The sequence below is a fragment of the Propionivibrio pelophilus DSM 12018 genome (assembly GCF_059569095.1).
On the sequence record NZ_JCANUT010000002.1, the window covers coordinates 70,675 to 86,474 of the forward strand.

At 61.8% G+C, this 15,800-nt stretch carries 14 protein-coding genes; 9 read left to right on the top strand and 5 right to left on the bottom strand.

Annotation, left to right across the window (positions count from 1 at the left end):
- Positions 1–39 precede the first annotated feature (39 nt).
- From BO74_RS01690 to BO74_RS01730, 9 genes are all read left to right on the top strand, one after another.
- Positions 40–1,236, top strand: a complete 1,197-nt coding sequence (locus BO74_RS01690) for an acetate kinase (protein ID WP_496439556.1) — start codon at positions 40–42, stop codon at positions 1,234–1,236.
- A 140-nt stretch (positions 1,237–1,376) separates the two neighbouring features.
- Positions 1,377–2,126 (top strand): electron transfer flavoprotein subunit beta/FixA family protein, encoded by a 750-nt coding sequence (locus BO74_RS01695; RefSeq protein WP_496439557.1) that lies wholly within the window; start codon positions 1,377–1,379, stop codon positions 2,124–2,126.
- Positions 2,123–3,055, top strand: a complete 933-nt coding sequence (locus tag BO74_RS01700) for an electron transfer flavoprotein subunit alpha/FixB family protein (protein ID WP_496439558.1) — start codon at positions 2,123–2,125, stop codon at positions 3,053–3,055. Before BO74_RS01695 ends, BO74_RS01700 begins: the two co-directional genes overlap by 4 nt.
- A 111-nt stretch (positions 3,056–3,166) precedes the next feature.
- The gene (gene ppx / locus BO74_RS01705; protein ID WP_496439560.1) at positions 3,167–4,678 is read left to right on the top strand and encodes an exopolyphosphatase; all 1,512 of its coding nucleotides are present in this window, start codon (positions 3,167–3,169) and stop codon (positions 4,676–4,678) included.
- Positions 4,679–4,682: 4 nt separating this feature from the next.
- Positions 4,683–5,795, top strand: a complete 1,113-nt coding sequence (locus BO74_RS01710) for an ABC transporter permease (RefSeq protein WP_496439561.1) — start codon at positions 4,683–4,685, stop codon at positions 5,793–5,795.
- Entirely contained in the window at positions 5,792–6,562 is a 771-nt protein-coding gene (locus tag BO74_RS01715) for an ABC transporter ATP-binding protein (RefSeq protein WP_496439563.1), read from the top strand. Before BO74_RS01710 ends, BO74_RS01715 begins: the two co-directional genes overlap by 4 nt.
- Before the next feature lie 13 nt (positions 6,563–6,575).
- A complete protein-coding gene (locus BO74_RS01720; RefSeq protein WP_496439564.1) occupies positions 6,576–7,511 on the top strand; it encodes an MlaD family protein in 936 nt (311 codons plus the stop codon).
- Entirely contained in the window at positions 7,511–8,116 is a 606-nt protein-coding gene (locus tag BO74_RS01725) for an ABC-type transport auxiliary lipoprotein family protein (protein ID WP_496439565.1), read from the top strand. The genes BO74_RS01720 and BO74_RS01725 overlap by 1 nt, the downstream gene beginning before the upstream one ends.
- Positions 8,117–8,191: 75 nt before the next feature.
- On the top strand, positions 8,192–11,374 hold the full coding sequence (locus BO74_RS01730; protein WP_496439566.1) for a bifunctional diguanylate cyclase/phosphodiesterase: 3,183 nt from the start codon (positions 8,192–8,194) through the stop codon (positions 11,372–11,374).
- A gap of 28 nt (positions 11,375–11,402) precedes the next feature.
- On the opposite strand, the gene BO74_RS01735 is transcribed toward BO74_RS01730, so the two are convergent.
- The 5 genes from BO74_RS01735 to BO74_RS01755 all read right to left on the bottom strand — a co-directional run bounded on the left by BO74_RS01735 (position 11,403) and on the right by BO74_RS01755 (position 15,688).
- Positions 11,403–11,633, bottom strand: a complete 231-nt coding sequence (locus BO74_RS01735; protein ID WP_496439567.1) for a hypothetical protein — start codon at positions 11,631–11,633, stop codon at positions 11,403–11,405.
- Complete coding sequence (gene ycaO / locus BO74_RS01740; RefSeq protein WP_496439568.1) at positions 11,630–13,375, bottom strand: 30S ribosomal protein S12 methylthiotransferase accessory factor YcaO; 1,746 nt, start codon at positions 13,373–13,375, stop codon at positions 11,630–11,632. The genes BO74_RS01735 and ycaO overlap by 4 nt, the downstream gene beginning before the upstream one ends.
- A 97-nt stretch (positions 13,376–13,472) precedes the next feature.
- Positions 13,473–14,351, bottom strand: coding sequence for a DMT family transporter (locus BO74_RS01745; RefSeq protein ID WP_496439569.1), 879 nt, complete (start codon positions 14,349–14,351; stop codon positions 13,473–13,475).
- 36 nt (positions 14,352–14,387) lie between these two features.
- Positions 14,388–15,248 (bottom strand): SPFH domain-containing protein, encoded by an 861-nt coding sequence (locus tag BO74_RS01750; RefSeq protein WP_496439570.1) that lies wholly within the window; start codon positions 15,246–15,248, stop codon positions 14,388–14,390.
- Positions 15,245–15,688, bottom strand: coding sequence for an NfeD family protein (locus tag BO74_RS01755; protein ID WP_496439571.1), 444 nt, complete (start codon positions 15,686–15,688; stop codon positions 15,245–15,247). Before BO74_RS01755 ends, BO74_RS01750 begins: the two co-directional genes overlap by 4 nt.
- Positions 15,689–15,800: the final 112 nt, after the last annotated feature.

Consider the following 15,800-nt stretch of genomic DNA (forward strand, 5'->3'; position numbering starts at 1 on the left):
CTTTCTTTGTTCGGGGTTGATTCCAGGGGATAAAACAAAATGTACGTATTCGTGTTGAATTGCGGCAGTTCGTCGTTCAAATACCAGTTGCTCGACATGGCCAACGAGCATCGCGTCGCGGTGGGTCTGGTCGAGCGTATCGGCATGAAGGATTCGGTTCTGGCCTACGAACCGGCCGGCGGCGAGAAGATCAAGGAAACCGCGGACATCGCCGATCATGAGGTTGCCATCAAGAGGGTCCTCAACAAGCTGATCGATCCGGCCGTCGGGGTCATCAAGTCGTTGTCGGACATCGCCGCGATCGGCCACCGCGTCGTCCATGGCGCGGAGAAATTTTCCGGTTCGGTACTGATCTCCGACGCCGTGATCGACGCGCTCAAGGAGAACATTCCGCTGGCGCCGCTGCACAATCCCCCGAACATCACCGGCATCGAGGCGATGCAGAAGGCCCTGCCGGGCGTGCCCAACGTCGGTGTCTTCGATACGTCGTTCCACGCCACGATGCCGCCGGAGTCCTACATCTACGCGCTGCCGTACGAGTGGTACGAGAAGCATCACGTCCGGCGCTACGGTTTCCACGGCACGTCGCACCGCTTCGTCTCCGAGCGCGCCGCGCAGATTCTCGGTGTCGCCAAGGAGCAGTTCAACTGCATCACCTGCCACATGGGCAACGGTTCGTCGTTCACCGCGGTCAAAAACGGCCAATCGTACGATACAAGCATGGGCATGACGCCGCTCGAAGGCATCGTCATGGGGACGCGCTGCGGCGACGTCGATGCCGGCATCCCGAATTACCTGGCGGCGAATGTCAATATGTCGTTCGCCGACATCGATAATGCGCTGAACAAGAAATCGGGGCTTCTGGGGATTTCCGGCGTGAGCTCAGACATGCGTGACATCATGTCCGCGGCCGCCGAAGGCAATGCCCGTGCCAAACTGGCGGTCGATGTGTTGCGTCATCGGGTGCTCAAGTACATCGGGGCCTATGCCATCGAGCTCGGGCGTGTCGACGCGATCGTGTTCACCGGAGGCATTGGCGAAAACAGCCTGGAGTTCCGCGGCTCGGTCGTCGAGCGGCTGACGACCCTGGGGATCAAGCTCGACAAGGCAGCCAACAATAGCCGCGGGCAAGAGACCGTGATTTCGACGCCGGATTCGCCGATCAAGGTGATGGTTGTGCCGACCAACGAGGAATTGGTCATCGCCCGGGATACCCGCGATATCGTCGCCAAATAAGCGGTTCCGGTTTTTCTTCCTGACAAAGGCGGCAATAGCCGCCTTTGTCATTGGCAGCTCATTGGCAACTTCGACGATCATTTACAATCCGGCAACGCCGGTCCGGCGGATCTCCGGGCCGGGCATGATCGGGGATCCTTATGAAAATTCTCGTTTCGGTCAAACGGGTGATTGACTACAACGTCAAGGTGCGCGTCCGTGCCGACGGCTCCGGCGTCGAGACGGCCAACGTCCGGATGTCCATGAACCCCTTCGACGAAATCGCGGTGGAAGCGGCGGTGCGTCTGAAGGAAGCCGGCCAGGCAGTGGAAATCATCGTGGTTTCCGCCGGGCCCGCGCAGTGTCAGGATACCTTGCGTACGGCGCTGGCCCTTGGCGCGGATCGGGCGATCCTTGTAGAAACCGGTGCGGAACTGCAACCGCTGGCGGTCGCCAAGTTGCTCAAGGCGGTGTGTCTGCGCGAGCAGCCGACGCTGGTGCTCTGCGGCAAGCAGGCGACGGACGATGATGCCAACCAGACAGGGCAGATGCTGGCGGCGCTGCTGGGCTGGTCGCAGGCCACCTTTGCCTCGAAACTTGCGGTATCGGGCGACCGGGTGACGGTGGCGCGGGAGATCGATGGTGGTCTGGAGACTGTCGAGTGCCTTTTGCCGACTGTCGTGACAACGGATCTTCGCTTGAACGAGCCGCGTTACGTCACGCTGCCGAACATCATGAAAGCCAAGCGGAAGTTGCTTGACGTCGTTACCCCGGACTCATTGCAGGTCGACGTCACTCCCCGGCTCAAAACCATGCAGGTCAGCGAACCGCCTACACGCGCCGCCGGAAGGCGTGTCGCCAATGTCAGCGAGCTGGTAGCCGAACTGTCTTCGACGGGAGCGATCGCATGACGGTGCTCCTGCTCGCCGAACACGATAACCGCAGCCTGGATCCGGTGACGCGGAGCGCCTTGACCGCTGCCTGTCAGTTGGAAAGTGATATCGACATCCTCGTCGTGGGCGATGCGTGCCGCTCGGTGGCGGAAAGTGCGTCGCGGCTGGCGGGGGCCTCCCGCGTCCTTCTGGTGGAGGCGGCGCATTTTCACGAGCCCACTGCCGAAAACGTCGCCAGTCAGGTTGCCGCCTTGGCCTCCGGCTACACCCATGTGCTTGCCGCCGCGACGAGCACGGGCAAGAACGTGATGCCACGGGTAGCCGCCATGCTCGACGTGGCACAGATTTCCGAAGTTATTGCCGTTCTGGGCCCCGGTACGTTCTCCCGGCCGATTTATGCGGGGAATGCAACGCAAACCGTGCAATCCGTCGATCCGGTCAAGGTAATGACCGTGCGTGCCACGGCGTTCGCAGCGTCAGGCGACGGAGGCGCGGCGCCGATCGAATCCGTCGAGGCGGTTGCCGACTGTGGCTTGAGTCGCGTGGTGGGGCGCGAATTGACGCGTTCGGGGCGGCCGGAGCTTGGCGCGGCCGACGTCGTCGTGGCCGGCGGGCGAGGGCTGGGAAGCCGGGAAAACTTCATCGCCCTGCTCGAACCCCTGGCGCAAAAGCTTGATGCCGCGATTGGCGCGACCCGGGCAGCGGTCGATGCCGGTTTTGTCTCGAACGACCTGCAAATCGGACAGACCGGCAAGGTGGTCGCGCCCCGGCTCTACATTGCCGTCGGGCTGTCCGGAGCGATCCAGCACCTCGCGGGGATGAAGGACAGTCAGGTCATCGTGGCGATCAACAAGGATCCCGAAGCACCCATTTTCCAGATTGCGGATTTCGGCCTCGTCGGTGATCTGTTCGAGCTCGTTCCGGCATTGATCGACGCCCTGGGCTGAAATAGCCCACGTATTGCCGCTGTCACTTGGGGAAAACAGCGGAAACGCCCGAAGGGGCGATGATAAAATCAGTCGTCGATAGTATTCAGATACGAAAAAGAAAGGTATTCGATGGGATACGAACAGGTTGCGGCTGTCGATCTTGGCTCGAACAGTTTCCGGCTGGAAGTGGGCCGGGTGGTGGAAAACCAGATCTACCCGCTCGATTCTCTCAAGGAGCCGGTGCGGCTGGCCTCCGGGCTTTCCCGGGAAAAGATCCTGAATGACGAGGCGCAGCAACGCGGATTGGAAACGCTGAGTCGTTTCGCCGAGCGCCTCCGGGGGTTTCAGCCCCAGGCCGTGCGTGCCGTGGCCACCAATACGCTGCGCGTGGCGAAGAACGCTGCCCTGTTTCTCCAGAAGGCCGAGGCAGCACTCGGCTTTCCCATTGAAATCATCGGCGGCCGCGAAGAGGCACGCCTGATCTACATCGGCGTGGCGCACGCCATGCCGCCGACCCGGCAGAAGCGCCTGGTGGTGGATATTGGCGGGGGATCGACCGAGTTTGTCATCGGCAAGAAGGTCGAGCCGCTGCTCATGGAGTCGTTGTTCATGGGGTGCGTCAGTTTCTCCCTGCGCTTTTTTCCGGACGGGAAAATCGACAAAAAGCGGTTCTTCGAGGCCGAGGTCGCCGCGGCACGGCAGATCGAAATCATCGCCAACGATTACCGGGTTTTCGGCTGGACCGAAGCGGTTGCCTCATCCGGGACAGCCAAGGCTGTCGCCGATATCCTGGAAATCAACAACCTCAACCCCGATGGCGCACCGGGGATTACGCGTGAGGGGCTGGACAAGCTCAAATCCCAACTGATTCGCGCGGGATCGGCGACTGGATTGAAGCTCGGTGGACTGCGTGCCGATCGTGCCCCGGTGTTCGTCGGCGGCGTGGCCATTCTCTGTGCGGTGTTTTCTACGCTTGGGCTAGCGCGGATGAGTTATGCCGAGGGTGCTTTGCGGCTCGGCGTCCTCTACGACCTGCTCGGGCGATTCCATCAGCACGACATGCGCGATACCACCGTGCAACAGTTCCAGCGGCGCTATCAGGTCGATGTCAAGCAGGTCGCGCGTGTCGAGCGGACTGCTTTGCAGATGCTCGGGCAACTGGTGCCGATCGATCAGCCCGAATACGAGAGCGAAGTGCGCTTCCTGCGTTGGGCCGTCGGACTGCACGAGATCGGCATTTCCATTGCGCATGGCGGGTTCCACAAGCACGGTGCCTACATTATCGGCAGCGCCGACATGCCGGGTTTCTCCAAGAAGGATCAGGAAAAGCTGTCGCTGCTTGTGCTGGCGCAACGCGGCAAGATGGAAAAGCTGCCCCTGATTCCCTCTGCCGATCCGTTGTGGCGGATGATCTTCTGCATCCGGGTGGCGGCCTTGCTGCACCGCTCGCGTGATGATCTGCTCCAGCCGCCGCTGCTGGTCAAGGCATCAGCGTCCGGGTTCCAGATCGAGATTCCAGCCAAATGGCTGCAGGAGAATCCGCTGACCGCCGGCGCGCTCGCCGAAGAGGCGCAAAGCTGGGAAAAGGTCGGCTGGCAACTTCGCCTGCGGCGGCGTTCGGCAACAGTCGCGCAGGAGTAGCCGGATGGCCACGGCCGCCGTGGAGCTCAGTGAGACGCCCGGGACAGGAACCGTTCGACTCTCGGGTGACTGGACACTGAGCCGGCTGCCGGTGCCACTGGAGACCTTGCAGGCAGAACTTCGCGGCTACGTGATACGCGGCGCGGCGTGGGACTTGTCGGGTGTGTCGCGTCTCGACAGTGCCGGGGCCGTTCTCCTCTGGCAGGCATGGGGACGTCGCTGGCCGACCACGCTGGAAGCCAGCGACGAACAACGGGCAATCCTGGCGCGAGCCGCGGCGATATCGCCGGCGCTGAGCACACGTTTGCCGTTCTCACCGCTGATCTGGCTGACGCAGTTGGGTCGGCTGATGCTGTCGTCAGGAAAGAACGCGCGGGACATGACTGCGCTGATCGGTCAGCTCGCGCTGGACATCGTCTATCTTTGCGCCCATCCGCGCGATATTCCCTGGCGCGAGTTTTCGGCAACTTTGTACAAGAGCGGTGCGCTGGCGCTGCCGGTGACGGCGCTGGTGGGTTTCCTGATCGGCGTGGTGCTGTCCTACCTTTCGTCGTTGCAACTCAAGACCTTCGGCGCCGACATCTTTATCGTCAATCTGCTCGGGATCAGCGTCATTCGCGAACTCGGACCGGTGATCGTGGCGGTCCTGGTGGCGGGGCGTTCCGGTTCGGCGATGACGGCGCAGATCGGGGTCATGCGGGTGACCGAGGAAATCGATGCGCTGGCGACGATGGGTATTTCGCGGACCGTTCGCCTCGTCCTGCCGAAGGTGGCTGCGCTGGCGGTGGCCATGCCGTTGCTGGTGGTGTGGTGCTCCGCCGCCGGCATCCTCGGCGGCATGGTCTCGGCGAACCTGGAGATGGAGCTGGCTTACGGCTATTTCATCAGCACCCTGCCGAAGGTGGTGCCGGTGGCCAACGTCTGGATCGGCATCGGCAAGGGCGTTTGTTTCGGGTTCCTGATTGCGCTGATATCCTGCCATTTCGGACTGAAAGTGCGACCGAACACCGAAAGCCTGTCGTCCCGGACGACGTCCTCGGTGGTGACGGCGATTACGGTGGTCATCATCGTTGACGCCGTTTTTGCGGTGCTGACCCGTCATGTCGGGATGCCATGATCATGGTTCCTGCGATCGAGCTGCGTGGAATAACCACGCGTTTTGGCAAGGTGATGATCCACGACGACATCCATCTGGATGTCTGCGCCGGGGACATCCTTTGCCTGGTCGGCGGCTCGGGCAGCGGGAAGACGACGTTGTTGCGCGAGATCGTCGGCTTGCTGGCGCCCACGCGTGGAACGGTGAAGTTGTTCGGCCAGGCGGTGCTCGACCCGGACCCGCAGGTACGACGCGACGTGCGGCGGCGTTTCGGCATGCTGTTCCAGCAAGGTGCGCTTTTCTCGGCGCTGACCGTCTTCGACAATATCGCCTTCCCGTTGCGGGAATTACGGGTTCTTGACGAGAGCCACATTCACGATCTGGTCTTCATGAAGCTGGCGATGGTCGAACTCGAACCGCACCACGCGATGCTGATGCCTGCCGAACTGTCGGGGGGGATGATCAAGCGCGTCGCGCTGGCGCGGGCACTGGCGCTGGAACCGGAATTGCTCGTCCTCGACGAACCGACCGCCGGACTCGACCCCGACCTGGCAGACAATTTCGTTCAACTGATCGGGACCTTGCAAAAGCAGCTGGGATTCACCGTGGCGATGGTCACGCACGATCTCGATACGCTGGCCGGACTGGCGACGCGCGTCGCCGTGCTTGCCGGGCAGCGTATCATCGCCGATGCTTCGCCCGCCGAGGTGCTTGACGTGGATCATCCCTTCATCAAGACCTTTTTCTGTTCCGAGCATGCCCGGTCGGTGATGCGCCGGCGGCTTTGATACGAGGATAACCATGGAAAATCGAGCGCACGCGCTGATCGCCGGATTGTTCCTGCTGCTGCTCGGGGCGGCCGCGCTGGCATCGCTGTGGTGGTTCAGCGGCAGGGGTGAGGACACCAGCACCTATGTCGTCGAAACCCGAGGCAACGTCACCGGACTCAACCTGCAGGCGCAGGTGCGCTACCGCGGCATCCGGGTTGGCAAGGTGGAGATGATCGAACTCGACCCGGCCGACGCGCTGAACACGCTGGTCACCATCAGCGTTCGGCGCGATATTCCGATCAGGCGCAGCACCGTCGCGCGACTTGGTTACCAGGGCGTGACCGGTATTGCCCACATCCAGCTGGAAGATTCCGGCCGGGGCGCCGAGGCGCTGACCAGCGACAAGACCGATCCGGCGCGGATCGCCATGCAGGATTCCTTCGTCCAGGAGTTGAGCGATGCAGGCAGTGAAACCTTGCGCCAGGCGCGCGACCTGTTGTCGGGGATGAACGAGTTGCTGCGGCCGGAAAATCGCCAACTGTTGACGCAAACGCTGAGCCATGTCGAGGCGAGCACCCGGCATGCCCGCGAAACGACGGCGCGTCTGGAGCGGCTGCTCAGTACGGAAAATCTCGCCCGGGTGAATTCCGCGCTGATGCTTGCCGAGCAAACCGCGGCGCAGGCCGGCCCTTTCTTTGCCGAAGCGCGGGAACTGGTGTCCAGCCTGAAATCGGCCAGCGAGACGTTTGAAACGGCGCTGGGGGATTCGCAGAACGGTGGTTTCGGGGCATTGGCGCCAAGGCTCAACGAACTGACCGCGGAACTATCGTCGACCTCGCAGCAACTCGGCCGCGTGCTCCAGATGCTCGAAGAGTCGCCGCAAAGCCTGATTTTCGGTCGCCGGAACATCGAGCCCGGACCGGGCGAATCCGGATTCGTAGCGCCTGCCAAAGAACGGAACAAATGATGAAACCAGTGCTTCTGATTGCTCTTGCGATGCTTGCCGGCTGCGCGGGAATACCTCGATCCGGTGCCGTCGTTTCCATTTACGATTTCGGTCCGCCGGCAGCAACGCCATCGCATGCCACGGCGAACGGCGGGCGCCAGATGGCGCTCGAAGTCAGGGCGGCGCCCTGGCTCGATGCACCAAGTATCACCTACCGGCTGGCTTATGACGAACCGCTCAAGCGCCGCCAATACACGGAAAGCCGGTGGGCGAGCCCGCCTGCATCGCTTCTGGCCCAGCATTTGCTTCAAGAAACCCGGCTCGTTAACGCCAGCGGGGGCGCGGTGACTTCGTGTGTGACTCGTTTGTCGCTTCAGGAGTTTTCGCAGTGGTTCGAAACGCCCCAGACCAGCTATGCGATCGTCCAGGGGCAGGTCGATGTGCTGGATGGGAAACGGCGGATCGTGGCCAGTCAGAATTTGCGTGCACAAACCAGGGCCGCCTCTGCCGATGCATCGGGAGGCGTGAGTGCCTTGGTGGCAGCGAGTGGCGAACTGGCGGCGCAACTCGATGACTGGCTGGATCGGCTGGACAAAGGCGGCGTTCTCAAGGGCTGTGGCGTCTGACGGCCGTCGTTGCCCCGGCGGATGCCCGGTCCGCCAGCGTGGTTCGAAATACTCATTGAAAACAGGGCTCAGGGAATGCTTGGTTTTATCCAGCGGTTGATCGGGACATTGAGCGTCAGCCGCAAGCTGGTGCTGATTTACGTCCTCGACTTGTCGGCAGTCATCTTCGTCTCGTCGATTCTGATCAACGAGAAATTCATCGCCATCGACTTTGCCCGCAAGGAAATTGCCGGCAACGCGTATATCAGCGCGGTCCGTGATGTCATCCTGCCGGCCCGGTGGCCTGTGCCGGAGCACCGGGCGGAACGGGTGCTCGACACCGAACGCGAGTACGGCGCTGTGCTGGGAAGCCATGATCTGGCGCTGCAACTGGCTGACCGGCTGCGCCTGGCGGAGAAACAGGCGGATCCGTCGCCCTGGCATGCCCAACGTCTGGCGCCGGCAGTCCAGTCCCTGGTGACGCGGATCGGCAACCATTCGAACCTGATCCTCGATCCCGACCTCGACAGCTACTACACCATGTCGCTGGTGGTTCTGCGCTTTCCCGAGTTGTTCGACGTCGCCGCGCGCCTGGCAGAGAAGGCGCTCGCGGTGAGGCTGGCGAATTCGGCCGAGATTCGCCGGCAGCGGCAGACCGAATACCTGATCGTCGAGGGACGGCTGGACGCGCTGACACACAACATGGCTTCCGACTACGCCGAGGCCGTCGCCGCGGGTGATGGCGCGCTGAAGAAGACGCTCGATCCGTCCCGGGCGCGCCTTCTGGCGGCCATTGAAGTGCTGCGTACGGCCGCGCGTCGCGAAGCGCTCAGCCAGCCGGACGGAGATCCTGAGCCGGAAATCCGAAAGGGCGAAGCCGCCGTGATGGACAGCTTGCGACAGGCCTGGAACGATGCCGGTACGGCGCTGGACGGGCTCCTGGCCTCGCGCATCGACAAGCTTTTTTCGCGGATGTGGTGGCATCTTGGCGCGGCGGCGTTGCTGTTGCTGGTGATTCTTTCGGTCGTTTATTTCGTCGCCCGGATGATCGCCTTGCCGATCCGTCGTCTCGCCACGGTGGCCGGCGACGTCAGCCGGACGGCGGATTATTCGCTGCGTGCGAACTGGACGTCAGGCGATGAACTGGGCCGCCTCGTCGATGCGTTCAACAGCATGCTCGGGCAACTCGACCGCTTCCGTCTTGTCCAGCAGGAACTCGCGGCCAGTGCGCGTGCGGCGGCGGCTCAGCGCGAATTGCTCGAAGCCATTCCGATGCCGCTGATGGTGACGGCGATCCCGAAGCACGAGATTCTGCATGCCAACGCGCCGGCCCTGGAGTGGTTGCAGGATCGTTCCGCGGACCCGTGGATTCGCGGCCTGACGCGTCCGTTGCGCGCGCAATTCTTCCAGCAACTGGCCGACCGCGGCCGGGTCGATGAATTCGAAGCGCTCTGGCACGGACAGGGAGAAGATCGCTGGGCACTCCTGTCGGCGCGGCGATTGAACTATCAGGACCAGGACGCCGTAGTGACGACGTTCGCCCCGATCGGCCGGATCAAGCAGATGGAGTCACGCCTGGAGTTGTGGGCCAAGGTGTTCGAGGCGTCCTCGGAGAGCATCATGGTGACCAACGCCGAACGCGAGATCGTCACGGTCAACCGCGCGTTCCTGCGGACCACGTCGTTCGAATACTCCGAGGTGATCGGTCGACAGCCGGATTTCCTGCGTTCCGGCCATCATTCCGACAGCTTCTTCGAACAGGTTTGGGGAACCGCCCGCGCCCGCGGTTCCTGGCAGGGGGAACAATGGATCCGGCGCAAGAACGGCGAGACGTTCCCGATCTGGGTGGTCATCAACGCGGTGCGCAATCCGCGTGGCGAGGTCATCCATTTCGTCGCCACCTTCCTCGATATCAGCGAGCGCAAGGACAACGAGCGGCGGATCAGCCACCTCGCGCACCACGACACGCTCACCGACCTGCCGAATCGTGCGTTGTGTCTTGACCGGCTGAACATGGCCGTTCAGCAGGCAAAACGGAATGGGCGGCGGGTTGGTGTCCTGTTCATGGATCTCGACCGTTTCAAGAGCATCAACGATACGTTGGGCCACCACGTCGGCGATGAATTGCTGCGCTCGGTAGCGAAGCGATTGCTGGACGTGGTCCGCTCCGGCGATACCGTCAGTCGTCTGGGGGGCGATGAGTTCGTCGTGGTATTCAGCGATATCGAGAGCACGGAAGAAGTCGCCCAGATCGTCGAGAAACGTCTCATACCGTCGATCCGCGCGCCGCATCTGATCGACGGCGTCGAACTCAACGTGTCATGCAGCGTCGGTGTCGCCGTGTATCCCGAAAACGGGGAAACGGTCGACATTCTCATGCGCAACGCCGACGCCGCGATGTATCACGCCAAGGAGGAAGGGCGGAACAACGCGCAGTTCTTCACCGCCGAGATGGACAAGGCTCAGCGCGAACGCATGCAGATCGAGCACGATCTGCACAGCGCCGTCGAGCGCAACGAATTGCGTTTGCACTACCAGCCGCGCATCGATGCGTTGAGCGGCGAACTCGTCGCCGTCGAGGCCTTGGTGCGCTGGCAGCACCCCGGGTACGGCCTGGTGCCGCCGGGGCAATTCATCGCCGTGGCCGAGGAATGCGGCCTGATCGTGCCGATCGGTTACTGGGTCATCGAGGAGGCCTGCCGTCAGCAGGCGGAATGGCGCGAGGAGGGTGTTGGGGGTGTCGGCGACATTCGCGTGTCGATCAATCTTTCCGCCGCCCAGTTCCAGGACGAGGGGTTGGTGGAAGGCGTGGCGGCCATCCTGAAACGTCACCGGAACAACCCCGGCACCATCGAGTTCGAACTCACCGAATCACTGCTGATGATCGACCGGGGGCGGACGATCGACCAGTTGCACGGGATCAAGGCGCTCGGTGTTTTGCTGTCGATCGACGATTTCGGCACCGGCTACTCGAGCCTGAACTACCTCTATCGCTTCCCGATCGACAAGCTCAAGATCGATCAGTCTTTCGTCAGCGACATGCTTGCCGATCCGAAAGACTACGCAATTACCCGAGCCATCATCGGCCTGGGCCATACACTCGGCCTGAAGGTGGTCGGCGAGGGGGTGGAGACGATCGAACAGCGCTTCGCGCTGGCCTCGGCAGGGTGTGACGAATTGCAGGGCTACTACTTCAGCCGCCCTTTGCCGGCATCGGATTTGCCGGGATGGGCCGCCGCCTGGGTGGATAACAACCAGGCCATCGAAATGGAGGAATGAAGGTTTCGGCGAACCCCCCAGCGATGTCCTAGCGCGAGCTGTTCCCCGTACGCTTCTTTGCCGGCCTGTACTTTTTGAATATCGCCCGCGCATCAAGTTCTGCGCGCTCCTGTGTGCAGATCGACGGGTCGTCGTCGTGACCGCTGAAGTATTCATCGTCCTGCGCGCGCATGACGATGTCGATGGCCACTTCGTCGCTGAGGGTATAGATCTCCGTCAGCAACGTGGCAACTTCGTCCAGATGTTCTTCGTAAGTCATGATTCCTTTTCCGTCGCGTGTTGGCGGTGAACCTTGGCGTAGGCTTCCTGCAGCCTGCGATGCATGAGACACCCGTTGAGTTCGAGTCCGGGCAAGGGCATCCCGAAAAATCGCTTCTCACGTGTCAACAGCGCCTTGGCTTCGGTGAGCGTAGCTTGTCCATAGAGTGATTCGAGCGCGTTGCGGAACGTCTCGAATTCGTTCGTCTCGCTCAGGCGGATCAGGCTCTCGATACAGCGATATACCGAGAGTCGTGCCGGATCGATCTGGCCGAAGTGGCGCACCCACTGGCAGCCTTCGCGGGTGGCGTCCTCGTCGGCAATCGCCAGCGCCAGCAGCAACTTCAGCTCGCCGACGCGAAGGTCTTCCCAGAGGGAACCGGCATCCGGCACCAGTCCGATCAGCGCGGCAACCGGGCGTTGGTCGTCAATGCCAGAATCGTTCAGGGTGTCGAGCAGGCACTCGCACTCTTCGTCGTCGAGATCGGCGAGGAAGAGGATCGGTTCGCGAACCTCGTTGCCGAAGCTGTTGTTTTCGAATTCAAGATCGTCGATCGGATAGATTTCCGACATGCCCGGGATGATGATCCGGCAGGCATACATCCCGAGATGCGTGTAATCGGCGACATGGATCGCATTCCCCTCTTCGTGGATCAGGTCGACGAGGCAGGTGTAATCCTCGCGCGTAGACGCACTGAAGTTCCAGTCGACGAATTCGAAGTCGGGCGCGTCGCCCAGGAAATCCCAATGGATGACGCCGCTCGAATCGACGAAATGAATCTCCAGGTTCGGGGCGCTGGCGACCTCGTCGAGGTCGAAAACCGGTTCGGGGAAGCCGCCAAGCGCGTCCAGCGCGCGGCCTTGCAGGAGTTCGGTCAAGGCACGCTCGAGGGCAATCCCGAAGCGCGGATGTGCTCCGAAACTGGCGTAGCAGCCCTGGTCGGCCGGGTTCAGCAGTACCACGCAGAGGACGGGGTAACGGCCTCCCAGCGAGGCGTCCTTGATCCGGATGCCGAAACCGGCGGCGCGCAGTTCCTCGATGTCCTTTTGTAGACGCGGAAAACGGGCGATGACCGACGCCGGTACCTCCGGCAGGCACAATCCCTCGCGGATGACGCGGAACTTGACATGCCGCTCGATGATCTCGGAAAGCGCCTGCGCGCGCGCTTCCTCGACGCTGTTGCCGGCCGACATGCCGTTGCTGACGTAAAGGTTGCCGATGATATTGACCGGGAACCAGACAATCTCGTCATCGCTCAGGCGGGCAAAGGGTAGGGCGCAGATGCCGCGCTCGCGGTTCCCGGAGTTGAGATCGACCAGCATCTGCGGCGGAATGCTGCCCTCCGGGTTGTACAGTTCGTGCAGCTCCGGTGTCAGCAACTCGTCGGGCCACGCGTCGTCATTCTCCCCGACGGCGAACCAGCGCTCGTCCGGGTGGTGCGTATAGCGGTGGCCGGCGAATTCTTCACCGAGGTAATAATGACTCCAGAAATAGTTGGTCGACAATCGTTCGATGAACTCGCCCAGCGCGCTGGCGCGGGCGGCGAGCTGGCTGCTTCCCTTTCCGTTGGAAAAAAGCAGCGGACAGTCGCGGTCGGCGACATGGACCGACCAGACCCCATCGATCGGGTTGAGCCAGGAACGCTCCTCGACGTGGAAACCGATCTTCACCAGTTCGGCCTGCATCCGGCTTATCGACGCTTCGAGCGAAGCGTCCTTTCCGGCGATGAGATGTTCGTTCATTGATTTATCCTAAATAATAACAATGAGATAAAACACATTGTTAAAGTAGATTATTCGTTTTGATCGGTGGTCGAACCGCGGATCGAACGCCTGTGTTTCAGCCGAGCCGGGTCTTCGAGGCGACGTAGGAGCCGAGCGAGACAAGGACGATGCCGGCACCCAGCCAGGGCGTCAAGGGTTCGTCCAGCAAGGGAACGGCGAGGACGCCGATGACGACCGGCACGAGGGCGAGGAACGATGCGGTGCGCTCCGGCCCGAGCAGCTGCAGTGACTTGAGATAGGTCAGCATCGCCAGAATGGTTGCCGAGATGCCCTGGAACGCCGCCTGGATGAGAATCATCGACATCGGGGCGTTGCTCATCTCCTTGGGCAGGAAATACCAGTAGATCGGCAGATAAACGATCGCCGAGCCGAAGGCGATGGCCCGGGTCAGGATCCAGGGAGAATAGTTCCAGCGCGCGGCAAAGAAGCCGTAGAGGGCCCAGCAGCAGGAACTGATGAACATCAGCAGGTCGCCGAACGCATAGTCGGGCGACCATTCGGTCAGGTAGGGCATCGCCGCGCAGACGATGCCGGAGCCGATCAGTGACAGGCCGATCGTCCGGATGCGCGTGGGCCGCGTCCCGGCGACCAGCCAGGCCAGTGCGCTGATCAGGAAGGGTTGCAACCCGGGGAAGAGAATGCCGCCGTGCGCCGCCGGCGCGTACTTGAAACCGGTGTAGGCGATCGGGCAATAGATCAGGCTGCATAGGCAGGTCAGAATCCACAGACGCCGGTCGGCCCACGCCCGGCGCGGCATGCTGCCGATGAACGGAAGAAGGATTACGGAAGCGGTGATCAGCCGCAACGCAAAAATGTCGTAAGGGGTAAGAACGCTTTTCCCGCCGAGCCGGGAGATCAGGGAAAAGCCGGACCACATCATCAGCGTCGCCGAGGCTGCGAGATAGCCCCAGGCGAGTTGTTTCTTTTCAGTCAAACCAGACTTCCGATGGTTACATTGTTGATTGATGCGTCAGGGCTTCTGCAACTTCTGGAACAGGCCACGGAGCGTGTTCTGCAGGTCGCCGGGGAGTACCACCACCTTGGCGTTCGGCGACTCGGCCATCTTGCCGAGGCTGGCGATGTATTTTTCGCCCAGCAGGTAGAGCATCGGCAGTTCGTTTTCGCCGAAGGCGGCGGTCACCTTGGTGATGGCTTGTGACGAGGCGTCGGCCAGCATGATCTGCGCCTCGGCGTCGCGCTTGGCCGATTCGAGGCGTGCTTCCGCCGAAAGGATCATCGACTGCTTTTCGCCCTCGGCGCGGGTGACCATGGCTTTCCGCTCCCGTTCGGCGGCGGCCTGCAATTCCATGGCGCGTTGCATCGACTCGGACGGCTTGATGTCCTGGATTTCCACCGACTTGACCGTGAGCCCCCAGTCCAGTGCTTCGTCGGCAACGCCCGCCTTCAGCCGTGCCTTGATCATGTCGCGCTGGGAAAGGGCATGGTCGAGCTCCATTTCGCCGACGATCGAACGCAGTGTCGTCATGATCATGTTGCGAATGGCTTCGGAGTAGTCCTCCACGCCATACACGGCCTTGACCGGGTCGGTGACCTTGATGAAGGCGATGGCGTTGACCACGATCACCGCATTGTCGCGGGTGATCACTTCCTGCTCCTGCACGTCGAGGATGATGTCCTTGGTCGTCACCTTGTACGACACGGTATCGAAATAAGGGATGATGAAACGCAGACCCGGGAGCAGCGTGACGCGGTACTTGCCGAGGCGCTGGACGATCCACTCTTCGCCCTGCGGAATGATGCGCACGCCTTTCGCAATGGTGATTACCACGAAGAAAAGAAAGACGACGGACGTAACGGTTGTGCCGATCATTTTGCAGCCTCCACTTTGATGTAGTTGCCTTCCACGGTGACGATGCGCACGCGTTCGCCGGCCTTGATGTTTTCTTCCGCGTAACACTCCCAGGCGTCCGCGCCGAGAATCGGCTTCTGGAAGCGCACCTGGCCACGGGAATTCGGACAGAGATCGCTGACCAGTACGCCGACTTCTCCGGTTACGTTCGCCGCCGAGGTGCCGACAGCCGTCATGGTCCGCGGCCGGAGGTAGCGGAACCAGACGAGCACCAGCAGACTGGAAACGACAGCCCAGATCACGAGTTGCGAAGCAAACCCGAGATCCGGAGCGACGAGCAGCAGCAAGCCGATCATGATGGCGCCGATGCCGAACCAGATGATGAAGAAGGCGGGAATCGCCAGTTCGGCGATCGACAGGCACAACCCTAGGACCACCCAGTGCCACCACTCGATCATCATTCACGCTCCTTGGTCACAAGCGCCGAATTCTATAGCAATAAGTCATTCTGCAGCGCTCCGTATCCCCCGTTTTTCAGGGCTTCGGGCTAACATGGCGGCTTGCGCATTGTCG